Origin of the sequence: Halalkalicoccus paucihalophilus (assembly GCF_001593955.1) — an archaeon.
Lineage (GTDB): Archaea > Halobacteriota > Halobacteria > Halobacteriales > Halalkalicoccaceae > Halalkalicoccus > Halalkalicoccus paucihalophilus.
The window spans coordinates 407,081-429,356 of sequence record NZ_LTAZ01000005.1; the positions used below are offsets into that span (position 1 = coordinate 407,081).

Consider the following 22,276-nt stretch of genomic DNA (forward strand, 5'->3'; position numbering starts at 1 on the left):
CCGGTACACTTTGAACGTTCGATTCACGGTCGGACGGGAGTCGACCCCGATCGCTACGGACGATAGGGATAGCGGTGGTGAGCACCACACTCGCAGGTGAGGACGACGTGGCCGTCCTGCAGGCGGACGCGGGCGTTGCGGCCGGGCCTGAGATAGCGATCACACCGGTCGCACGTGAAACGCTCGAACGAGCGGGGCAGTCGCAAGCGGTTTCGCTCGGCGATCCGCCGGGCGAGCGCGACGTACTCGCGGGCGCGTTCGTCCTCGTTCGCCGTCGCGGCCTCCTTTGCGAGCGCCTCCAGCCGGTCGATGCGCTCGCGGGCGATGGACATCTACCTCGAAAAGGACGACACGTCGGTTTAGCTCTTTTGCGATCCGTTCAGTCCTCTAAGGCGTCGGCGATGCGCTCGAGGTGGCGGTTGACGTCCCGGACCTCATCGCGGAGCTGACGGACCTCGCGGACGAGCTGTTCGTCCCCGCCCTCGCCGCCCGTACCGGGACCGCCGGCCGGTCCGCCGCCCATCGCACCGCCGGGACCGCCGCCGCCCATCATACCGCCCATCATCTGGGCGAAGGGGTTGCCGCCCATCCCACCGGGGCCGCCACCGCCGCCCATCATCTCCTCGAGTCGCTCCTCACGCGAACCCTCGCCCTCGCCGTCGGGGCCGCCCTCGGCCTCGCGCTGCTCGCGGATCTCCTCGACGCGCTCGCGGAACGATTTTTCCTCCTCTCCCTCGCCGGTCTCGCCACTCTCGTCGTTGTCCTCGACCATACCCTCGGATTCTGCGGCCGAACCGAAAAGGGTTGGGTTGTCGCTCGCCGGCTTCGCCCCCAGGATCCAGCGGCAGGACCGTGCCGATTGTCAACGTATTTGGATCTGGAGCGTGAGGAACCGCTGAGATGCCAGATACGACTGTCGGATTCGTCGGACTCGGGATCATGGGACTGCCGATGGCGGAGAACCTCCTCGACGCCGGATACGAGGTCGTCGGACACAATCGCTCGAACGAACCAGTAGAAGAACTCGTTGCGGCCGGCGGGAAGGACGGGGGCTCGCCCACCGGCGTCGCAGAAGAAAGCGACGTCGTCTTGCTGTGTCTCCCGGACTCGCCGGACGTCGAGCGAGTCGTGCTGGGGGACGAAAACGAGGACGCGCCCCTGATCGATGGACTGAGCGAGGGGATGACCGTGATCGACCACTCGACGATCTCGCCGGTCGTTGCTGAAGAGATCGCCGCCGAACTCACAGAACGGGGTATCGAACTGCTCGACGCGCCGATCTCCGGCGGCGAGGGGGGCGCGATCGAGGGCACGCTCTCGATCATGGTCGGAGGCAGCGAGGAGGTCCTCGATGAGCAGCGCGACCTACTGGACGTAATGGGCGAGACGGTGACTCACTGTGGGCCCAGCGGCGCGGGCCAGACGACGAAAGCGGCGAACCAGATCGTCGTCGCCGCCCAGATGGTCGGCGTCAGCGAGGCGCTGGTGTTCGCGAGCCAGGCGGGCGCCGATCTGGAGAGCGTCGTCGAGGCCATCAGCGGCGGGGCGGCGGGCTGCTGGACGCTCGACAACCGTGCGCCGGACATGATTCAAGGAGAGTTCGACCCCGGGTTCTTCGCCGAGTACCAGTACAAGGACCTGCGAATCGCCACCGACGCGGGCGAGGCCTTCGGCGCGCCGATGCCTCAGACCGAGCTCGCCCACGAGCTCTACAAGTCGATGGTCGCAAACGACATGGGCCAAGACGACAACTCGGGCGTGATGCAAGTCATCGAGATGCTGGCGGGCGAGGAGGCGCGCACCGAGGAGTAGATCAGGCGAACGCGCCGAGACTCGACTGGAGCGCCCGGTCGCTCGGGCCCTCGCGGACCTCGTAACCTACCAGATCGCGCATGTCGACCGCGTAGGTCGTCCCGCCGCGTTCGAGTACGAGGATCCTCCCTTTCGTTCCGACGACAGTGCCGCTCGCGATGGTCTCTCTTACGGGGTGCTCGGTGAGCGGGAGGTCGTACTCGAAGGCGAACGTCTCGATGGGGTCGTACCCTTCCAAGAGAGCCTCCCATGCCACGAGGTCGACCGTGTCGGCGAGCCCGCGAATCTTCGTCGGCACCCGGACTCGGTCCCCGATCTCGCGGGCGATGCCGCTCTCGATCTCGCGGGCGATCCGGCCGTTCGACACCGTGTGGAGGTGTGCGGCGCGGTCTGCACCCTGCTCTCGGAGCCGGGTGTCGAGTCGCCACGCACGGGTGACGCCGACTTTAAACCGGGCAGGGGCGAAGGCCGCGAGATAGACGGCGTGAGCCTCGAAACAGTCCATCTCGTCCTTGAGGCAGGTCCCGGTACAGCGTGCACAGACCCACGTATACGAGTGATCGTCGCAGTAGGGAGCCGCGGGGTTCGAACAGCCGATGTGGGTTCCCTTCGAGAGCGTCCCGGCACAGCGCCGGTCGCCGAGCGTGTATTCGAGGCGCTCGCCGGGATCGAGCGGTTGGCGCGTGAGACCGTCCCCGTCCGTGAGCGTCAGTGCCGGCCCGTCGTCGCTCGCTCCCGTCTCGTAGCCCACGATCTGCACGCCTTCGAGTAGCCGCGCGCGACGGATATGGCTATCGCCGACCGGGCGAAAACTTATTCTCCCGTCCCTCGTGACCATTCCACACGATGGCCCCGTCCTCGGACGAACGGTACGAGCCGCCGGAATCGTTCGTCGAACAGGCGAACGTCTCCGATCCGGGAATCTACGACGAGTTCGAGGAGAACTGGCCCGATTGCTGGGAACGGACCGCCGACCTGCTCGATTGGGACGAGCAGTACGACCAAGTGCTCGACGAGAGCGACGCCCCCTTCTACGAGTGGTTTCCCGGCGGGAGGCTCAACGCCTCGTACAACTGCATCGACCGGCACATCGAGGCCGGACAGAAAAGCCACGCCGCGCTCAAGTGGGAGGGGAAACGCCGCGAGACGCGGACCTACACCTACCAGGACCTCTACGGCGAAGTGAACGAACTCGCCGCGGCGCTTCGCGATCTGGGCGTCGAGGAGGACGACGTCGTGACGATCTATCTGCCGATGATTCCGGAACTGCCGATCGCGATGCTGGCGTGTGCACGCATCGGCGCACCCCACTCGGTGGTGTTCGCGGGTTTCTCCGCGGACGCGCTCGCGACCCGGATGAAATCCGCCGATTCGGAGTACCTCGTCACCTGTGACGGGTACTACCGGCGGGGAAACGCCTTCAACCAGAAGAGCAAGGCCGACAACGCGCTCATGGGACTCGACCGGCAGGTCACCACCGTCGTGGTCGACCGCCTCGGGCGGGACCTCGATCACAGCCTCGACGACGACCAGTACGACTACGAAGAACTCCTGCTCACCCACGCCGGAACGACGGTGTCCCCGGTGGCTCGCGACGCTGAGGACATGCTGTTCCTGATGTATACTTCCGGGACCACCGGTCAGCCCAAGGGCGTCATCCACTCGACCGGCGGCTATCTCGCCTACGCCGCGTGGACCTCGCGGGCCGTCCTCGACCTCAAGCCCGAGGACACCTACTGGTGTTCGGCCGACATCGGCTGGATCACCGGCCATTCGTACACCGTCTACGGCCCCCTCGCGCTCGGCACGACGACGCTGCTCTACGAGGGAACCCCCGACTATCCCGACCGCTCGCGGCTCTGGGAGATCGTCGAACGGAACGCGGTCGACGTCTTCTACACCGCGCCGACGGCCATTCGAGCGTTCATGAAGTGGGGCCAAGAATACCCCGCCGACTATGACCTCTCCTCGCTACGTCTTCTGGGGACGGTCGGCGAACCCATCAACCCCCGGGCGTGGAAGTGGTACTACAAACACATCGGCGGCGAGGACTGCCCGATCGTGGATACGTGGTGGCAGACCGAGACCGGCGGTATGATGGTGTCGACCCTGCCGGGAATCGGGACGATGAAACCCGGGTCGGCGGGGCCACCTCTCCCGGGGATCGGTGCCCGCGTCGTGAGCGAGGACGGAGCACCGATCGACCCCGGCGAACGGGGGTATCTCGTGGCCGACCGACCCTGGCCGGGGATGTTCCGGACCCTGTACGGAAACGACGGACGCTACCGCGAGGAGTACTGGGAGCCGTTCTCCGAGGGCGATGACTGGGTCTACTTCTCGGGCGACGGTGCGACGATCGATTACGAGGGGTATATCACCGTGCTCGGCCGGGTCGACGACGTGATCAACGTCTCGGGTCACCGGCTGGGGACGATGGAGATCGAAAGCGCCATCGTCGGTGTTCCGGGCGTCGCGGAAGCCGCCGTCGTTGGCGGACAACACGAAACCAACGGCACCGCGATTTACGCCTACGTCAGCACCGATCACAGCCGCGACCCCGACGAAACCCTCCGAGAACGGATCGTCGAGAGCGTCGAGGACGCGATCGGACCGTTCGCCCGGCCCGAAGCGGTGGTCTTCACGCCCGAGTTGCCGAAGACCCGGTCGGGCAAGATCATGCGCCGCCTGCTCGAGAACATCGCGAACCGCGAGCCGCTTGGCGACACGTCGACGCTTCGCAACCCCGAGGTCGTCGGGGAGATCGAAGCCGCCGGCCGCGACGATTAGTTCGTATTCTCAGAAGGATGCGAAACGAGAGACACGCCCGGTTTCGGGGATCATCGAACCGATAGCACTAACATGGTTTCATACTATACGAGAAGTACGAAATATGTCCGAGGCAAGTGTGCAGGAGCGTCGTCGGGAGGACGAATGGCTCTCGCGGTCGGACTACGAACGGCTGTTGGAGGCGGCGGATACCTATCGGGAGCGGCTTCTGATCCGTCTCGGGGGCGAGGTCGGGCTCAGGGCGGTCGAGACGACCGGGATCCGTCCGGAAGGAATCTCACACGTGCGAACCGATCCCGATCGGTTTCTCCTCTCGGTTCCCGAAAGCGGTGGGGGGACTCGCGAGGCATACCTCCCGGCAGGCGTCGAGCGAGAGCTCTCACGATATACCAACAGCAACGGGATCGGCGAACGAGAGCGGATCATCGATGTGACGCCCCGGCGCGTCCAGATGCTCGTTCGGGAGGTCGCCGATCGGGCCGCCGACCGGACGGGCGAGTCGAGGTTCGTCGACGTGAGCGCCCACGATCTACGGCGATACTTCGCCCGGACCCTGCTGTGTGAGCGTGACGTTTCGCCACGGGTGGTCCAATCGATCGGGGGCTGGCGGAGCCTCGAGGCGCTCGATCCCTACCTCGACGCGCCGAACACCGACGAGATCCTCGATTCGCTCGAAGCCGATCGAACCGACACGACGGCGCTCGATTCGGCGTTGCTCGACGCGTCGACACGCGAGCAACTCGAAGCGGAGGTCTGTGCGGTGCTCGCCGATCGCTACGGGTTCGCGTGGATCGATGCGCCGGAACTCGACGGCGAGAGCGCACCGAGCGCCGTCTCCGGGATCGATCCGACGACGATCCCGTCGATCCGTGCCGGTCTCGACGGCGGAGCGGCGGGGCGGACGGGGACCCAACGCGGGATCGTCGAGATCGGGATCCAGTACGGTGAAACCCGCTATGGAACCCTCTACGTCGGCGCTCACGGCACGATACACGAACGCGAGCGCCTCGCGCTGCTCGGCCGGCGGGTCGGTCACGCGATCACGGCCATCCGCCGACAGAAGCTGCTGCTGGCGGATACGATCCTCCAACTCGAGTTTCACAGTACCGACACGCGGTCGGCGCTGGTCGCCGCGTCCGAACGCTTCGGCTGTCGGTTCGACCTCGAGTCGATCGTCTCGGCCTCGGAGTCGGCGCTGGTCTACTACCTGACGCTCTCGGGGGCGAGCGCACCCGCCGTCATCGAGTACGTCTCCGAGCGCCGGGGGATCGAGGAGGGACGGCTCGTCGAGGGGCGTGACTCGGGCGCGCTGGTGGAGTTCGTCGTCTCGGGGGACTGTCCCCTGCTCTCGCTCACCGACGACGGCGCGACCGTCGAGGAGGCGACGATCAAGAACGGCGAGGCCCGGGTCCTCGCCGAGTGTGCGTACGACACCGACCTCCGGGCGCTCGTCGAGCGCCTAACGGAGGCGTTCCCCGACACCCGGCTGGTCGGCAAACAGGCCACGGAACGCGGCGCGAGCACCGTCGACGGCTTCAAGCAAGGGGCGACCGAGCGGTTGACCGACCGCCAGCGGGCGGCGTTGCGGGCGGCGTACTTCGGGGGGTATTTCGACTGGCCACGGGGCAGCACGGCCGAGGAGGTCGCCGACGCCATGGGTGTCTCCTCACCGACGCTGCACAACCACCTGCGCAAGGGCCAGCGCGAACTCCTCGAACTGCTCTTCGAGGACGAGGAGTGACCGTTATTATCCCTATCTGTCATCGAAACACGGCCCGTTTTGCACACCTAGATCCCATGTTTACTATGCCGGTTCCGTATTGACTGCCCGTACCATGGAGGGTGACAACGAGGACGAAGACGTTCAACTCGAGGCACGGCTCGAAGAGCAGGACACGTTCGAGCCGCCGGAGTCGTTCGTCGAACAGGCGAACGTCTCCGATCCGGGAATCTACGACGAGTTCGAGGAGAACTGGCCCGACTGCTGGGAACGGGCCGCCAACCTCCTCGACTGGGACGAGCAGTACGACCAAGTGCTCGACGAGAGCGACGCCCCCTTCTACGAGTGGTTCGTCGACGGCAAACTCAACGCCTCGTACAACTGCATCGACCGGCACATCGAGGAGGGACGCGGCGACGAGGTCGCCATCGAGTGGGTCGGCGAACCCGTAGACGAGACGTGGACCTACACCTACCAGGACCTCTACGAGGAGGTCAACGAACTCGCCGCGGCGTTCCGCGAGATGGGCGTCGGCGAGGACGACGTCGTGACGATGTACCTCCCGATGATTCCGGAACTGCCGATCGCGATGCTGGCGTGTGCACGCATCGGCGCACCCCACTCGGTGGTGTTCGCGGGTTTCTCCGCGGACGCGCTCGCGACCCGGATGAAATCCGCCGATTCGGAGTACCTCGTCACCTGCGACGGGTACTACCGGCGGGGCGACCCCCTCGACCATCTCGACAAGGCAAACGAGGGACTCGCGGACGTAGATCACGACACCACGACGGTCGTCGTCGACCGCCTGGGCGAGGAGGGCTTCGGCCACGACCTGAACGACGACCAGCGCGAGTACGCCGACCTCGTCGCAGACCAGGAGGGCGCGGAGGTCGAGCCCGTGGTACGGGACGCGGAGGACATGCTGTTCCTGATGTACACCTCCGGGACCACCGGCCAGCCCAAGGGCGTCAAACACACGACCGGCGGCTACCTCTCGTATGCCGCCTGGACGACGCAAGCGGTGCTCGACGTCGAGCCCGAGGACACCTACTGGTGTTCGGCGGACATCGGCTGGATCACCGGCCATTCGTACATCGTCTACGGTCCCCTCGCGCTCGGAACCACGAGCCTGATGTACGAGGGGACACCGGACTACCCCGAGAAGGACCGGATGTGGGAGATCGTCGAGGACTACGACGTCAACCAGCTGTATACCGCACCCACGGCCATTCGAGCGTTCATGAAGTGGGGCAAGGAGTATCCCGCCGACCACGACCTTTCGAGCCTTCGCTTGCTGGGGACGGTCGGCGAACCCATCAACCCCCGGGCGTGGAAGTGGTACTACAAACACATCGGCGGCGAGGACTGCCCGATCGTGGATACGTGGTGGCAGACCGAGACCGGCGGTATGTTGATCACCACCCTACCGGGGATCGGGACGATGAAACCCGGCTCCGCCGGTCCGCCGCTTCCGGGGATCGACGCCCGAATCGTCGACACCAACGGCGAGCGGATCCAGGCGGGACAGGCGGGCTATCTCACCGTCGACAAGCCGTGGCCCGGCATGCTCCGGACGCTCTATAAGAACGACGACCGGTTCATCGACGAGTACTGGCGCGAGTACTCGGATCCGGACAGCGACAAATGGGTCTACTTCCCCGAGGACGGCGCGAAGATCGACGACGACGACTACATCACGGTGCTGGGGCGGGTCGATGACGTGATCAACGTCTCGGGTCACCGGCTGGGAACGATGGAGATCGAAAGCGCCATCGTCGGCGTTTCGGGCGTCGCGGAAGCCGCCGTCGTCGGCGGCGACCACGAGATGAAGGGCGAGGCGGTCTACGCCTACGTCATCACCGAGGACGGCTACGAGGGCGACGAGGACCTGCGCGAGCAGATCGTCGCGGGCGTCGAGGACGCGATCGGGCCGATCGCCCGGCCCGAACAGGTGGTCTTCACCGACGAACTGCCGAAGACTCGTTCGGGCAAGATCATGCGCCGCCTGCTCGAGGACATCGCAAACGAGGAGGAACTCGGCGACACGTCGACGCTTCGTAACCCCGGCGTGGTCAGCGAGATCCAGCAGAAAGTAAAGGGCGACTGAACGATTCCGCGGCGTTTTCTTGGCCCGATCCGCTCAGCCAGGAATTCGCGCGCGTATGAATGACACAATTAACAGTTCACAACACAGATGACGAACGAATCACAACTATCCGACGAATCGACCCCCACGAGGACCGACGGAGGGCTGTCCGACGTGGAGAGAGAACGACGGACCGACTACCTCGACGTGGAGATCAACCTACTGAACCCCGCGACCCCGTTCATGCGGGATCACCTGCGGATCATCTGGACGGGATTCATCATCTGGTCGATCACCACGTTCGGGCCGATCACGCTGACCCGGATCGCGCCCGACCTGATGACACAGCCGATACCGGGAATCGGCTTTCCGCTGCACTACTTCCTGATCGCGATCGTCGGGCCGTCGGCGGCGCTGATCCTCTCGGTGTGGTACGCACGCAAGCGCGACCAGCTCGACGAGAAGTACGGCATCGAACAGACCGTCGCCCGACAGGAACAGTCCGAGGAGACCGCGACCGAGGAGCCGACGGCCGCTGATGGAGGTGTCGCGGAATGAACTGGCTTCCGTTGGTGGCGGAGCTCCTGTTGCTCCCGCTCCAGTCCGACGAGGCGCTGCTCCCCGAGGGACTCGACATCTCGTTCAAGCTCCTTCCGGCGATCATCGTCCTCGGGATGATGGTGCTGTTCCTCGTGGTCGGGTTCCTCTTTACGGTCGCCGACACCGAGGACATGTGGGTCGCCGGCCGGTCGATCGGGAACCTCGAAAACGGGATGGCGATCGGTGCCAACTGGATGAGTGCGGCGAGCTATCTCGGGATGGCGGCGCTGATCGCGCTGTCGGGCGTCTACGGGCTGGCGTACGTCGTCGGCTGGACGACGGGCTACTTCATCCTGCTGATCTTCCTGGCCGCACAGATGCGCCGGTTCGGGAAGTACACCGCGCCCGACTTCGTCGGGGATCGGTTCAACTCGGACGCCGCGCGTGCGCTGGCGGCGATCACGACGTTCCTCATCGGGTTCGTCTACTCGCTCGGCCAGGCCCGCGGGATGGGGCTGGTCGGCATGTACGTCCTCGGCGACATCAACAACTTCGTGCCGCTCCCGGGGATCAGCGCGTATCAGGCCGCGATGATCCTCTTCATGGTCATCACCATCGGCTATCTGGCGCTCTCGGGGATGCTCGGTGCGACCAAGAACATGGTCCTGCAGTACGTCATCCTCATCGGCGCGTTCCTGATCGGCCTGTTCGTGACTGGCTGGACGACGGGCTTCTCGACCGTACTGCCACAGATCGAGTACGGACTGCTGATCAGCGACCTCGGATCGGAGTTCTCGGCGCCGTTCGCGGGCGGGAGCTACTACCTGTGGATCGCGACGTGTTTCAGCCTCGTCTTCGGGACCTGTGGCCTTCCCCACGTGCTGGTTCGGTTCTACACCGTCCAGAACGAGCGGGTCGCCCGCTGGTCGTGCACCTGGGGGCTCTTCTTCATCTGTCTGCTCTACCTGAGCGCGCCCGCGTTCGCGGCGTTCGGGACGGCGCTGTACGGCGATCAGATCGGCGCGGTCTACGGCGACCCCGGCATGAGTAGTGCCGCTGCCGACGTGATCGTCGTGCTGGCGACACAGCTCGCGGGACTGCCGACGTGGTTCGTCGGCTTCGTCGCAGCGGGCGGCGTCGCCGCGGCGGTCGCGACGGTCGCCGGGCTGTTCATCGCCGCCTCGTCGGCGATCTCCCACGACATCTATGCGACCATCATCAACGAGGACGCGACCCAGCGCCAGCAGGTGCTCGTCGGTCGCCTGAGCATCATCGCCATCGGCCTGCTCACGATCATCTTCGCGATGGACCCCCAGCAGCCGATCGCGGCGCTGGTCTCGTTTGCGTTCTCGCTGGCCGCCATCGTGCTGTTCCCGATGTTCTTCGTCGGTCTCTGGTGGGAGAACGCCAACCGTCAGGGCGCGCTCGTCGGCATGGTCGCCGGGTTGGTCCTCTGGTTCATCCCCATGTTCAACGAGGGCAACTTCGGCCTCGTCAACGGCGGCGCGGGCTGGGGCATCGAGTTCGTCTCGACGTGGATGCCCGCGGCCGGCTCCGCGCTGATCTTCACGCCGACGGTGATCGTCCTCATGGTCGTCGTCTCGCTGGTCACTGACGAGCCCCCGATGCGGACCAAACAGATGGTCCGCCAGTGTCACAGCCCCGATCCGATGCCAAAGGACATGACCGCGGCGGACGTCGTCGCCGAGAAGAACGGTAACCGGCCCGAAACGCCGGCAGATGACTGATCCATGTACGAACGCATACTCGTTCCGACGGACGGAAGCAACGTCGCGGAAGTAGCGGTCGACCACGCGGTGGACATCGCCGAGAAGTACGGCGCGGAGGTCCACGCCTTGTTCGTCGCCGACGTCGACGCGGTCGCCTACGGCCTCGGCACCGAACAGGTCGACCGGATCCAACAGGGGAATTTCAGCGGGATGACCGACCTCCGCGAGGACGCCGAAGAGGCGACCGGCTACGTGAAAGAGCAGGCGGAAGCCCGCGGGCTGACCGTCGTCGAGCGTCACGCGGGCGGTCGACCCCACGACATGATCGCCGACTACGCCGAGGACCACGACATCGACCTCGTCGTCATGGGGAGCCACGGGCGCTCGGGAGTCCGCCGTGCGCTGCTCGGGAGCGTCACCGAGCGGACGCTTCGCTCGACGCACGTTCCCGTGCTCGTGGTCGATTACGTAGCGGGCGACGACTAACCCGTCCGAACCCCGTCGACAGGCGTTTCGGGAGGTATTTCGGAGCCAGCGTACTACCGACAACTCGATGGACCTGACAGACCGCCTCCGCGAACACGTTCGCGAGAACAGAACCGGGATGCTCCACGATCTGATGTTTGCCGTCGTCTGGGTTGGGGTCGTCTCGTTTCTGTTCGAGTTCGTCTTCACGAGCGCACCCGGCTGGGCGTTCTACATGTTCATGCTCGCGGGGATCCCGGCGTACTTCGGTTTCTTTCTCTCGCTGGAAGTTGCGAGAACGGGATAACGGACCTTGCGTCAGTCAGTCGATTCCTCGCGGGCGGCGACGTACCGTCGTCTGAGGCGGAAACACACGATGCTCGCGCCGCCGAAGATGATCGGGAACGCCAGATCGGTCGGCGATCCCGACAGCGCTGGCAGGACGCTCATCCCGGCCATCAGCGCGAACACGAGCGCCAGAAGACCGGTGATCGGGACGGCAAACCCGTCCGGAAACGCGCCGCCCTCTCGACCCCGTTCGCTGCTCATACGATCCCTTCGGGTGGGCGCCGATTAAAGCCCCCGTCTCCGAACCGAAACCCCCTACCCGACGCCGCGCCGAGCGGAGTCATGAACGACGGACCCGAACTCGCCGTCTTACGCCTCGGCCACCGACCGGGACGCGACGAACGCATGACGACCCACGTCGGCCTCACGGCCCGCGCGCTCGGGGCCGACCGGGTGATCCTCCCCGACAACGCCGGCCAGTCGAAGGAGACAGTCAAGGACATCACCGCTCGTTTCGGTGGCCCCTTTGCGGTCGAACTCTCTGATTCACAGAAGGCGCTCGTCCGGGAGTGGGACGGGCGCGTGGTGCATCTGACGATGTACGGCGAGCGGATCCAGGACGTCGAAAGCGAGATCCGCGAGGCCCACCGTGAAGACCCGTTTCTCGTGGTCGTCGGCGGAGAGAAGGTCCCCTTCGGGATCTACGAACACGCCGACTGGAACGTCGGCGTCACCAACCAGCCCCACTCGGAAGTGGCAGGCTTGGCCGTGTTTCTCGACAGGTTGTTCGAGGGCCGGGAGCTAGAGCGCGAGTGGGAGGACGCCGACCAGCGGGTGATCCCACGGGAGACAGGCAAAGAAGTCGAGCCTACCGACTCGGAGTGAAAAGCGAAAAGGGGCGAACGATTCGACTGACGATCGAACGGAGCAGTCCGGGCTGTTCGACCAGTTCGTAGCGCTCACACTCCTCGTTGATGGCCTCTGCGTTTTCGAGGAACAACAGTGCCTCGCGAACCTCCGCTTCGGAGAGGCCGGTGCGGGTAACGAGCTCCGAGGCCGACAGCGAGGCCGGCGAGTTGTCGAGTGCCTGCTGGACCTTCCGGGCGCGATACGTCATACGGCCGGCCTCGCTTGCGCTCATTTCATCGAATTCGCTCGGGTCCGGTTCGGTGGGTTCGATTCCGTGGACGGCCTTGTGAAACGTATCAAGGGCGAGCCACGCGAGGAGAAAGGTCATCGCACCCATGAAATACGATGATTCGGTGACCGTAAGCCACAGCCCGACGAGCGCTCCGAGCGCGAAGACGGTTGCACTCACCACGAGACTGGGGCCACCGGAGACGGCGTCAAGTGTGTTGATGACGGCAGTTAGACCGAACGCGATACCGGCGGCGACGAGAATCGACCGCGAAACGTCGGTAAATACGACGAGTGCCCCTAGGACGGCGACGGTCGCGAGAGTGTCCTTCAGGTTCACCTCCTCATGGAGTGCAGTGAGGAATTCGCTCATAGGCCGTTGTTCTTCGACAACTGACATAGTGGTTTCGGCCCTCAGGATGGCTCAAAAGACTTAACCGGGGAACGGCGCAAGGGAGGGTAATGGCTTTTGAGGATCTACTCGAGGACCCCGTCATACAGAAGTATTTACACGAGCTGGTGGGGCCGAAGGGAATGCCGGTCGCCGCGGCGCCGCCGGACGGGGAGGTCACCGACGAGGAACTCGCCGAGACGCTCGATCTGGAACTCAACGACGTCCGTCGGGCGCTGTTCATCCTCTACGAGAACGACCTGGCGAGCTATCGTCGGCTTCGCGACGAGGACTCGGGCTGGCTCACCTACCTGTGGACGTTCGAGTACGAGAACATCCCCGAGAACCTCGCCGAGGAGATGGAACGCCTGCTCGACGCCCTGGAGAACCGCGAGGAGTACGAACGGAACCACGAGTTCTACCTCTGTGAGGTGTGTTCGATCCGTTTCGAGTTCGGCGAGGCGATGGACTTCGGCTTCGAGTGTCCCGAGTGTGGCTCACCGCTGGAATCGATGGACAACGACCGGCTCGTCGTCGCGATGGAACGCCGAATCGACGAGCTTCGAACCGAACTCAACATCGACATCGAGGCCTGATGGTCGTCCTTGCAACCAAGGTGACGGTCCACGGTCAGGCCCGCGAGCAGGCGCTCGACGGGCTTCGATCGCTCGTCGCGAATACGGTCGGCGACCTCGATGTCGAGTACGACGTTGGGGTGCGTCACGACGACTTTCCCACGGTGAGTATCGAGGGTCAGGACGCCGTGATCGCCCGAAACGCGCTCCGCGAGGAGTTCGGCGAGATCACCGACGAGTTCCGCGAGGGAGAGACCTACGTCGGGACCCTGCAGTCGTGGGACGACGAGGGGTTCGTACTGGACGCCGGCCGAGAGGTTCGGATCCCGACCGACGAGTTGGGGCTCGGACAAGGTCGGCCCGCCCAACTCGTCGAGCGCTTCGGACTAGTCCAGCACCTTCCGATGAGATTCGTCTACGGCGGCGAGCGTGACTCGCGGCTGGCCGACGAAGAGCGCGACCGCCTCTACGAGTGGACCCGCGGGACCGGCCGGGTGAACGTCAACAACGCCACCCGCGGGGAGGTCCGAGCGACGGTCAACCGCGCGGGCCACGCGAAGGACATCGTCACCGTCGAGCGGCTGGGCCTGCTCGAACAGAGCGTCGTCTGCCGGGAGGGGACCGACCCGCCCGGACTGCTGGCGGCGATCGGTCCGCATCTCACCTCGGAACTACGCTGTGTCATCACGACATGAACCGTCGCCTGCTCGCGCTCGTCTCGCTCGTCTCGCTCGTGGCGCTAGCAGGCTGTGCGGGGTTCGGGTCGACCACGAGCGAGGAGGGACTCAACGAGGACGCGAACTACGACTGGGACACCGACGCCGACGCCACCATCGAGATCACCGGTGGTGAGTACGAGGCGGTCTACACGGTCGAGAACCGCTCGACCGTGAGACTCTACGAATCGACCCGTTACGGCGACGACAACCCGATCGCCGTGCGGGCGGTGCAGTTCCGGTACCCGAACGGCACGGTCGTGGGAATGGACGAGATCGAGGTCGAGGAGACCCGATCGGAAGTCACCGTCCACCTGCCGGCCGAGGACGGCCAACTCGCCTTTACCTCCGACACCCAGTCGCGGAACTTCGCGACCGACACCTTCGTCGACGGCTCCTACGAGGTGATCCTCCCGCCGGGCTATCGGGTCGACAACTTCGTGCTCGCGAACGTTCGTCCGGGCGGCTACGAGACCGAGATCGTCGACGATCAGGTCCACATCCGCTGGGACGAGATGAACGCGAGCGCCATCTCGGTGCGCTACTACCTCGAGCGCGACGTCTATCTCTTCGGCGGGCTGATTCTGATCGCCTCGATCGGGGCGACGATCGCCGGAGCGTACGTTTATCGGCAGATACAGGACCTCAAGCGCACACGTGAGGAGGCGGGACTCGCCGTCGACATCGAGGACGATGACCGGAAACCGCCGCCGGGAATGCGGTGAGTTTTAGCCCGGCACCCCCAACGAGCGGTATGCACGTCGCGCTCGTCACCGTCGGCGACGAGATCCTCGCGGGCGATACGGTCAACACGAACGCCGCGTGGCTCGGAAAGCGCCTCGCCGATCGCGGCGTCGATGTCGAGCGCGTGACCGTCGTCCCCGACCGCGTCGAGGAGATCGCCTGCGTCGTCTCGGAGTACCGAACCGAGTACGACGCCGTGATCGTCACCGGCGGTCTGGGTCCGACCCACGACGACCTGACCCTCGCGGGGGTCGCCGCGGCGCTGGATCGCGAGATCGAACGCAACGAGGAGGCCCTCTCGTGGCTGACGGCGGAGGGCGGCTACACCCGGGAGGACCTCACGAGCGGGACCGCCAACCTCCCGCGGGGCGCGCGCCCGTTACACAACGAGGTCGGCGTCGCCCCCGGCGCGGTCGTCGAGGGGATCTACGTTCTGCCGGGAGTGCCGAGCGAGATGAAGGCGATGTTCGAGTCGGTCGAAGAGGAGTTCGCGGGCGAACCCCGGTACACCGACTTCGTCTACACCACCGAACCCGAAAGCGCACTCGTCCCTCGACTCGCGGAGGTGCGGAAACGATTCGACGTCTCGGTGGGAAGCTATCCCGGCGACGGGGTACGGCTAAAACTCACCGGAACGGACGAGGAAACGGTCGAGGCGGCGGCCGAGTGGCTCCGCGAACACGTCGAACTGGACGAGTAAAGCGATACCCGGCGGTCGGAGCACTGTCAGAGGCACCCGTCCTGCGGCGATCCGCCGGATATCAGCGGCCGCAGTAGATCCGCAAGACCGTGTGATTATCGATATTTGGGCTACCGGTAGAGGTACACCAGCCACGCGAGCGTCAATACGACGCTGATGAGAAGCACCGAGCCCCCGAGGATCTCGATCGGATACGTGCCGTGCTGGTTCAGCAAAGCCGGGTTCATACTCCACCGTGTGTGGTGCTGTTTTATAAGTATTGACGACTCGCTCGGCCGACCGCGAGGCCTTTTGCGGTTCGGCGGGAACTGACGGTATGCGACGTATCGGTTTCGTCCTCAACCCCATCGCGGGCATGGGTGGACGGGTCGGTCTGAAGGGAACGGACGGGAAACTCAAGGAGGCCCGTGAGCGGGGTGCCGAACCGCGAGCACCCGAGAGGGCTGTCACTGCCCTCGAAGCGCTGCGAGAGCGCCTGTCCGACGCCGAGATCCTGACCTGCGGCGATCCGATGGGCGCGTCCGAGGTTCGGGAGGCCGGCTTCTCGCCGGAAGTCGTCTACGAACCCGAGGGGGAGACGACCGCTGAGGACACCCGCGAGGCGGTCCGGCGGTTCGTAGAGCGGGGCGTGGACCTGATCCTGTTCGTCGGCGGTGATGGAACCGCAACGGACGTCGCCGAGACGGTGGCCGAAGCGAGTAGCGAGACGCCGATTTTGGGTGTGCCGGCGGGCGTGAAGGTCTACTCCTCGGTGTTCGGCGTCACGCCACAAGATGCGGGGCGGATCGCCGCCGCCTTTGACGTGACCGAATCCCGAGAGGTCAGCGACATCGATGAGGGGGCCTACCGTGCGGGCGAGGTCCGGACAAGCCTCAGAGCGGTAGTGAACGTACCGGTCGCGGAGGAACTGCAGTCCTCGAAACAGCTCGGCGGCGGCACCGTCGAGGGACTCACGGCAGGATTCGTCGCGGGGGTCGAGCCCGGCACCACGTACGTCTTCGCGCCGGGCAGCACGGTCGGCGCGATCGAAGACGCGCTGGGAATCGAGGGGAGCCCGCTCGGAGTCGACGTCTGGCGAGCCGTTCCCGAATCCGAGCGAGAGCCGAGAGCGGACCCGGACGGCGAGCGTGCCGAGCGCGGCGAGGTACTCGTTCGGGACGGCAGCGAGGCCGAGATCCTCGCGGCACTCGGCGACCGAAACGTCATCGTCGTCTCGCCGATCGGCGGGCAGGGGTTCGTCTTCGGGCGGGGCAACCAGCAACTCTCGCCCGCCGTAATCGACCGGTGTGAGATCGAGGTCGTGGCCTCCCGCTCGAAGCTCGACGACATCGGCGTCCTTCGGGTGGACACCGGCGATCCCGACCTCGACGAGGAACTCAGGGGCTGGACGCGGGTTCGCGTCGGGCGGGTCGAACGCCGAATGCTACAGATCGTCTGACCCGGGCCATCTATAATGAGACATATAATGAAGAAGTAGTGAATATTAATACCTCTCAGGGAATACCGCCCTCATGGATACACGCAAGGTCCAGCGGCTGGGCCCCTCCACGCTGGCAATGACCTTACCCGCTGACTGGGCAAAGGAACACGGCGTCGAGAAGGGCGACGAGGTGACATTACGCCGGGGGAGCAAGGGTGCGCTGACGGTGATGCCCGAGTCCGCCGATCGCGAGGAGAGCGAGGCAATCATCCACGCGGACGAACTCGACGCCCGATCGGTCGAACGGGCGATCATCGCCCAGTACGTGTTGGGCCGGCGGATCATCCACGTCGATCAGGAGGAGGGCGCGCTCTCCTCGGATCACATCAACGCGATCTACCAAGCCGAAACCCAACTGATGGGACTGGGCGTCATCGAGGAGACCCCCGAGAGCATCGCGATCCGGTGTTCGGTCGATCCCGAGGACTTCACGCTCGACAACCTGCTACAGCGCCTCGAGAACACCGGGAGTACGATGCGCGGCGAAGCGGTCAAGGCACTGGCAATGGGCAACCCCGACCTGGCCCAGCGCGCGCTCAACCGCGAGCGCCAGGCCAACAAGATCTTCGTCCTCCTGCTCAGGCTGATATTCACCGCCTACCAGAACCCGACGCTCGCGCGGGCGGTCGGGCTGGACGACGGCTTCGCGCTGATCGGCTATCGTTCGATCGCGAAGAACCTCGAACTCACCGCCGACAACGCCGAGGACATCGCCGAGATCGTCCTCGAATCCGAGGACCACTCGCTTGCCGTCGACAGCGCGACGATGCGCCGGATCCGCGAATTCACCGATCAGGTCGACGAGATCACCGCACTCGCCGTCGCGGCCGCCGTCGAGCGCGATTACGACCTGACCATCGAGGTCCGAAAGCTGTTCAAGGAAATTTCGGACCGCGAGGAGGAGATCCTGAACGATCTCCCCGAGATGGACAATGAGGACCTCCTGCAGGTCCGGGAAGTGCTCGTGAGCCTCCAGCAGACCGCCCAGTTCGCCATGCGCAACGCCGAGATCGCAGCGAACCTCGCGCTCAACGAGGAGTCAGAGCACGTGACCATCCACTGAAAACGAAAGCCCTCGGCCCGACTTGGCAGTCGGACCTCGCCCTTTTCATTTCCGACCAGGTACCGCCGAATCGCGGTGCGCGATTGCGCAGCGCTTCCGGGTGAACCAGCCCTTCCCCATCCCGCTCATGCGGTCGCCGGAAAGGCGACCGCCCTCGCGCCGGCCACCGCGCCGGTCGTCCTCAGACGCCCGGCATGGACTTTGAGTACCCCTGGAGGTTCACCGGCCGGCGCTCGGCGGTGATGGCCCCGAACGGCATGGTCGCGACGAGCCATCCACTCGCCGCGCGGACGGGAGTGAAGGTCCTCGAGGAGGGTGGAACCGCGGCAGACGCCGCGGTCGCGACCGCAGCCGTGTTGAACGTCGTCGAGCCACACATGACCGGGATCGGCGGCGACGCCTTCGCGTTGACCCAGTTCGACGGCGAGTACCGCGCACTAAACGCGAGCGGCCGGGCACCCGCCGAGGCCGATCTCGGGGAGTATCGCGAGCGAACCGACGCCGAGGACGACGGCGAGCCGGTCATGCCCGCCGACGGCGGCCTCCCCGTGACGGTACCGGGCGCGCTCGACGGCTGGGCGACGCTCCTCGATGCGTACGGCACGCTGGATCTCGCCGAAGTCCTCCGACCCGCGATCGACTACGCCGAGGGCGGTGTGCCGGTCTCCGAGTACGTCGCGCGCCAGTGGACGAACGCGACGGCCCGAGTCGCCCAGTTCGATTCGAGCGCCGAAACATTCCTCCCCGACGGCCGAGCACCCGAACCTGGCGAGCGCTTTTCGAACCCGGAATTCGCCGAGTCGCTCGAAACGATCGGCCGCGAGGGTCCCGAGGTGCTCTACGGCGGTGAACTCGGGAAAGAGTCGTCGAAGTAGTGCAGGAACACGGCGGGACCCTCTCGCTTTCCGATTTGGAGACCCACGAGAGCACCTGGGAGGAGCCGATCAGCACGGAGTTCGGAGGTGTCGAAGTACTCGAACACCCGCCGAACGGACAGGGAATCATCGCACTCGAAGCGCTCAACATCGCCGAGGAGCTCGGAATCGAGGGCGAACCGGGAGACGAAGACCGCCTGCACCGACTCATCGAGGCGACCAAGCTCGCCTTCGCCGACGGCTACACCCACGTGAGCGATCCCGAGCACGTCGAGGTGCCCACGAAAACGATGCTTTCGAAGGTGTACGCGAAAGAGCGCGCGAGCGAGATCGGCCCCGAGGCCGCCACGCACGGCGCGGGTGCCGGAGAGCACGCGAACACGGTCTACCTCTCGGTCGTCGACCCGCAGGGCAACGCGGTTTCCTTTATTAATAGCATCTACATGAGCTTCGGCAGCGGGCTCACGGCCGGTGGATTCGCGCTACAGAACCGCGGGCATTCCTTTAGCCTCGATCCCGAACACGCTAACCGGCTGGCGCCGGGAAAGCGCCCGTTCCACACGATCATCCCGGCCATGCTCCGCGAGGACGGCGAGTTTCGCGCCTCGTGGGGCGTCATGGGCGGGTCGATGCAGCCACAGGGCCACCTGCAGGTCGCCACCAACATGGTCGACGGGCTGAACCCACAGGCCGCCCTCGACGCGCCGCGATTCCGCTGGCTCGATGGAAAGCGTATGGCACTCGAAACCTCGCGACTCCCCGACGAAGCGGTCGGGAGTCTGCGCGAGCGCGGGCACGAGATCATCGAAGAATCGGAGTTCTTCGCCGAAGGGGGTCACTGGGGTGGCGGTCAGATCGTCTATCGAGACGAGGATGGGGTCCTGATCGGCGGGTCGGACCCCCGTAAGGGCAGGCCATCGGCTTCTAACGAAAGCCCTCACTCCGGCCTGACGGCCTTCGCTCACGGGACGCGAAGCGACCTCGCGCTGTTCGCCCTCCACCTATCCAAGAAACGACTGCTTCGCGGTCGTTTCGGGGACCGTCAGACCGTATTGTGAACGGTTCGGATCCGAACCACCCGATCAGGACGCCAGCCTTTCCCCGCCCCCCTCGGGTGACTGCCGGAAGCCAGCCACGCTCGTGGTGGCCACCGCACCGCCTATCGGTGGATCAATCCTTGCAACTAACCCGAACCCGTTTCGACCTCGCCGGCCTGCACGCCCCAGAGAGTCGCGTAGGTTCCACCGGCGTCGAGCAATCCCTCGTGGGTGCCCCGCTCGGTGATCCGCCCGTCCTCGATCACGAGGATCGTATCCGCGTCCTTGACCGTCGAAAGCCGGTGGGCGATGGCGAACGTCGTGCGCTCTTTCGTCAGGCGGTCGAGACTCTCCTGGATCAGGCGCTCGGTCTCGGTATCGACATCGCTGGTCGCCTCATCGAGTATCAGGATCTCGGGGTCCTGCAGGACCGTCCGGGCGATCGAGAGGCGCTGTTGTTGACCCCCGGAGAGTTTGACGCCCCGTTCCCCGATCCGGGTGTCGTATCCCTCGGGTAGATCGCGGATGAACTCGTGGGCCTCGGCGGCGCGGGCGGCTTCCTCGATTCGCTCGTCGCCCGCATCGAAATCCCCGTAGCGGATGTTCTCGGAAACGGTGCCGTCGAAGAGATAGGCGTCCTGTCCGACGTAGCCGATCGCTCCCCGCAGACTCGACAGCGTCAACTCCCGAACGTCGTGGCCGTCGACGCGAACCTCGCCCCGGTCGACTTCGTACAGGCGCAACAAGAGCTTCAGCAGGGTCGATTTTCCGGCCCCAGTCGGTCCGACGAGCGCAACGGTATCACCGGGTTCGGCGACGAAGTCGATGTCGTGGAGCACGCGCTCGCCCGAGATCTCCTGTTGTGCGGCTTTCAGCGCGTTTTCGGGATAGGCGAAGTCGACGTGGTCGTACTCGACGCGTCCCTCCGGATCCGTCAACTCGACCGCCCCGGGGGCGTCGCTGATCCGGACGGGGATGTCCATCAGCCCGAAGACGCGCTCGCTGGAGGCTTTCGCGTTCTCGTACTGGTCGATGATGTTCGAGACCTCCGCGAGCGGCGTGACGAAACGCTGGGTCATCAACAGGAACGTGACGAACGTACCGACCGTGAGTTCGCCCGTAAAGGGCCCCGGTGCGTCCGAAAAGAGCCAGACCCCGCCGACGACGTAGGTCGCAGCGAAGGAAACCCCGGCCAGCAGTTCCATACCCGGCCGGTAGACGTAGTTGAGCTTGATGACCTGCATCGTCTGCTCGAAGTACTCGTAGGAGGCACGTCGAACGCGCTCGGTTTCGTAGTCCTCGGTCGTGGCCGTCTTGACGAGTTGGATCCCTCCCAGGCTGTTTTCCAGCCGGGTGTTCAGATCGCCGACGCTGGCGCGCTGGGCGACGTAGATCGGCTCGACGACCCGCATGAACCACAGCGTAAACAGCACCATCGCCGGCACCGCGATCAGGGTGACGACGGCGAGTTGGGCGTTGAGATAGAAGAGGAGGGCGGCGATCCCAAGCACCATCACGCCCAGCCGTGCGGAGTTCTGCAGGGCGTCGTCGAGAAAGACCTCCAGATTCGAGGCGTCGTTGTTGAGCACGCTCATCACCTCGCCGGTCTGCTTGTCGTCGAAAAACGGCATGTCGAGCCGTTGCATCCGCTCGAAGCTGTCGGTACGGACCGCATGCATCACCCGGTGGGCGAAGACGTTGGCGGCGATCCCGTAGATCCATGTAAACACCGCCGTCGTCAGGAAGGCGCCGAAGATCAGCGCCGCCGAAAGCTGAAACTGGCTCGACTGCGTGGTCGGAAGCCACGCGTCGGGGACCACGGGAAGCGTAAAGGGGTCGGACGCGACGAAGACCGCGTCGATAGCGACCCCCAGCACCAGCGGGGGCAGCAGGCTCGCGACCCGGGCGACGACGTTCGCGGCCATCCCGAGCCCGAACCACGCGATTTCGGGACGTCCGTAGCTTCGAAACAGCCGAACCAGTGGCCTGTCGACCCGGTCGCGATAGACGTCGAAAACGCTCTCGTTTGCCTCGTTCGCCCCCATCTGCCGACACCGACGGAGTCGGACTGTATGTATCCGCCGAAACCCTACGCTACCGCCCGGTTCTCGACGGCCGGCAGTCGCACGC

21 protein-coding genes and 1 pseudogene are annotated in these 22,276 nt (G+C 65.3%); 16 read left to right on the plus strand and 6 right to left on the minus strand.

The window, feature by feature from the left end; translation table 11 throughout:
- Positions 1-53: 53 nt before the first annotated feature.
- Together HAPAU_RS11615 and HAPAU_RS11620 are read right to left on the minus strand one after the other, a co-directional pair.
- Positions 54-332, minus strand: a complete 279-nt coding sequence (locus tag HAPAU_RS11615) for a ribonuclease P protein component 4 (protein ID WP_066382763.1) — start codon at positions 330-332, stop codon at positions 54-56.
- 47 nt (positions 333-379) lie between these two features.
- Complete coding sequence (locus HAPAU_RS11620) at positions 380-772, minus strand: hypothetical protein (RefSeq protein ID WP_066382768.1); 393 nt, start codon at positions 770-772, stop codon at positions 380-382.
- Positions 773-900: 128 nt separating this feature from the next.
- Here HAPAU_RS11620 and HAPAU_RS11625 point away from each other — a divergent pair, with 128 nt between their 5' ends.
- Positions 901-1,812 carry an NAD(P)-dependent oxidoreductase gene (locus tag HAPAU_RS11625; protein ID WP_066382770.1) on the plus strand — a complete coding sequence of 304 codons (912 nt, stop codon included), beginning with the start codon at positions 901-903 and terminating at the stop codon, positions 1,810-1,812.
- A 1-nt stretch (position 1,813) separates the two neighbouring features.
- On the opposite strand, the gene HAPAU_RS11630 is transcribed toward HAPAU_RS11625, so the two are convergent.
- A complete protein-coding gene (locus HAPAU_RS11630; RefSeq protein ID WP_066382772.1) occupies positions 1,814-2,572 on the minus strand; it encodes a DUF2797 domain-containing protein in 759 nt (252 codons plus the stop codon).
- Between the two features lie 86 nt (positions 2,573-2,658).
- On the opposite strand from HAPAU_RS11630, the gene acs (HAPAU_RS11635) reads away from it, so the two are divergent.
- The 7 genes from acs (HAPAU_RS11635) (at position 2,659) to HAPAU_RS11665 (ending at position 11,447) form a co-directional block, all read left to right on the plus strand.
- Positions 2,659-4,599, plus strand: a complete 1,941-nt coding sequence (gene acs, locus HAPAU_RS11635) for an acetate--CoA ligase (protein WP_066382774.1) — start codon at positions 2,659-2,661, stop codon at positions 4,597-4,599.
- A gap of 103 nt (positions 4,600-4,702) precedes the next feature.
- Positions 4,703-6,340 carry a bacterio-opsin activator domain-containing protein gene (locus tag HAPAU_RS11640; protein WP_066382776.1) on the plus strand — a complete coding sequence of 546 codons (1,638 nt, stop codon included), beginning with the start codon at positions 4,703-4,705 and terminating at the stop codon, positions 6,338-6,340.
- 94 nt (positions 6,341-6,434) lie between these two features.
- Positions 6,435-8,426 (plus strand): acetate--CoA ligase, encoded by a 1,992-nt coding sequence (gene acs / locus HAPAU_RS11645; RefSeq protein ID WP_066382777.1) that lies wholly within the window; start codon positions 6,435-6,437, stop codon positions 8,424-8,426.
- 87 nt (positions 8,427-8,513) lie between these two features.
- Entirely contained in the window at positions 8,514-8,963 is a 450-nt protein-coding gene (locus HAPAU_RS11650; protein WP_066382778.1) for a DUF4212 domain-containing protein, read from the plus strand.
- Positions 8,960-10,693, plus strand: a complete 1,734-nt coding sequence (locus HAPAU_RS11655; RefSeq protein ID WP_066382779.1) for a sodium:solute symporter family transporter — start codon at positions 8,960-8,962, stop codon at positions 10,691-10,693. The genes HAPAU_RS11650 and HAPAU_RS11655 overlap by 4 nt, the downstream gene beginning before the upstream one ends.
- Before the next feature lie 3 nt (positions 10,694-10,696).
- The gene (locus HAPAU_RS11660; RefSeq protein WP_066382783.1) at positions 10,697-11,161 is read left to right on the plus strand and encodes a universal stress protein; all 465 of its coding nucleotides are present in this window, start codon (positions 10,697-10,699) and stop codon (positions 11,159-11,161) included.
- A 67-nt stretch (positions 11,162-11,228) separates the two neighbouring features.
- The gene (locus tag HAPAU_RS11665) at positions 11,229-11,447 is read left to right on the plus strand and encodes a hypothetical protein (RefSeq protein ID WP_066382785.1); all 219 of its coding nucleotides are present in this window, start codon (positions 11,229-11,231) and stop codon (positions 11,445-11,447) included.
- Between the two features lie 11 nt (positions 11,448-11,458).
- Here the strand turns inward: HAPAU_RS11665 and HAPAU_RS11670 are convergent, their stop codons facing one another.
- On the minus strand, positions 11,459-11,689 hold the full coding sequence (locus HAPAU_RS11670; protein ID WP_066382792.1) for a hypothetical protein: 231 nt from the start codon (positions 11,687-11,689) through the stop codon (positions 11,459-11,461).
- A gap of 81 nt (positions 11,690-11,770) precedes the next feature.
- Here HAPAU_RS11670 and HAPAU_RS11675 point away from each other — a divergent pair, with 81 nt between their 5' ends.
- The gene (locus HAPAU_RS11675; RefSeq protein WP_066382794.1) at positions 11,771-12,313 is read left to right on the plus strand and encodes a tRNA (cytidine(56)-2'-O)-methyltransferase; all 543 of its coding nucleotides are present in this window, start codon (positions 11,771-11,773) and stop codon (positions 12,311-12,313) included.
- Here HAPAU_RS11675 and HAPAU_RS11680 read toward each other — a convergent pair.
- A complete protein-coding gene (locus tag HAPAU_RS11680; RefSeq protein WP_066382799.1) occupies positions 12,297-12,938 on the minus strand; it encodes a hypothetical protein in 642 nt (213 codons plus the stop codon). The two genes, HAPAU_RS11675 and HAPAU_RS11680, sit on opposite strands and share 17 nt — an antisense overlap.
- An 89-nt stretch (positions 12,939-13,027) precedes the next feature.
- On the opposite strand from HAPAU_RS11680, the gene HAPAU_RS11685 reads away from it, so the two are divergent.
- From HAPAU_RS11685 to ggt, 7 genes and pseudogenes are all read left to right on the plus strand, one after another.
- On the plus strand, positions 13,028-13,552 hold the full coding sequence (locus tag HAPAU_RS11685; protein WP_066382800.1) for a transcription factor: 525 nt from the start codon (positions 13,028-13,030) through the stop codon (positions 13,550-13,552).
- Entirely contained in the window at positions 13,552-14,226 is a 675-nt protein-coding gene (locus HAPAU_RS11690) for a DUF2110 family protein (protein ID WP_066382801.1), read from the plus strand. Before HAPAU_RS11685 ends, HAPAU_RS11690 begins: the two co-directional genes overlap by 1 nt.
- Positions 14,223-14,972, plus strand: a complete 750-nt coding sequence (locus HAPAU_RS11695) for a DUF5803 family protein (protein ID WP_066382803.1) — start codon at positions 14,223-14,225, stop codon at positions 14,970-14,972. The genes HAPAU_RS11690 and HAPAU_RS11695 overlap by 4 nt, the downstream gene beginning before the upstream one ends.
- Positions 14,973-15,001: 29 nt before the next feature.
- Positions 15,002-15,691: a competence/damage-inducible protein A gene (locus HAPAU_RS11700; RefSeq protein ID WP_066382805.1), complete on the plus strand. Its 690-nt coding sequence runs from the start codon at positions 15,002-15,004 to the stop codon at positions 15,689-15,691.
- 316 nt (positions 15,692-16,007) lie between these two features.
- Positions 16,008-17,129, plus strand: a complete 1,122-nt coding sequence (locus HAPAU_RS11705; RefSeq protein WP_066382807.1) for an ATP-NAD kinase family protein — start codon at positions 16,008-16,010, stop codon at positions 17,127-17,129.
- 73 nt (positions 17,130-17,202) lie between these two features.
- A complete protein-coding gene (locus tag HAPAU_RS11710) occupies positions 17,203-18,234 on the plus strand; it encodes a phosphate signaling complex PhoU family protein (protein WP_066382809.1) in 1,032 nt (343 codons plus the stop codon).
- A gap of 257 nt (positions 18,235-18,491) precedes the next feature.
- Positions 18,492-20,167 (plus strand): annotated as a pseudogene (gene ggt, locus HAPAU_RS11715) (gamma-glutamyltransferase).
- 125 nt (positions 20,168-20,292) lie between these two features.
- Here ggt and HAPAU_RS11720 read toward each other — a convergent pair.
- A complete protein-coding gene (locus tag HAPAU_RS11720; RefSeq protein ID WP_066382811.1) occupies positions 20,293-22,191 on the minus strand; it encodes an ABC transporter ATP-binding protein in 1,899 nt (632 codons plus the stop codon).
- Positions 22,192-22,276 lie beyond the last annotated feature (85 nt).